General features: G+C 43.8%; 1 protein-coding gene. It reads right to left on the reverse strand.

Annotated elements, in window-relative coordinates:
* Positions 1-240, reverse strand: a 240-nt coding sequence (locus tag AAEY94_RS20835) for a DNA topoisomerase (protein WP_350979956.1), incomplete at both ends; no start/stop codon positions are given.

The raw sequence follows: 240 nt of genomic DNA on the forward strand, positions 1-240 counted from the left end.
CGATATCACCCATTTTTTCGGCAAATAAACGCTTATTTTCAAGCTTTACATAACCGCGATCTTGAATGGTCGAGATGATAGACGCATAAGTCGATGGACGCCCAATACCTTTTTTCTCCAGCTCTTTGACCAAGCTTGCCTCGGTATAACGCGGTGGTGGCTTGGTAAAGTGTTGACTCGGATCAAGCTTATCGAGCGTTAATTTGTCGCCTTTTTTGACATCTGGAAGCAAAGTATCGT

This window comes from Shewanella sp. AC34-MNA-CIBAN-0136 (assembly GCF_040309945.1).
In the GTDB taxonomy this organism is placed as follows: Bacteria; Pseudomonadota; Gammaproteobacteria; order Enterobacterales; family Shewanellaceae; genus Shewanella.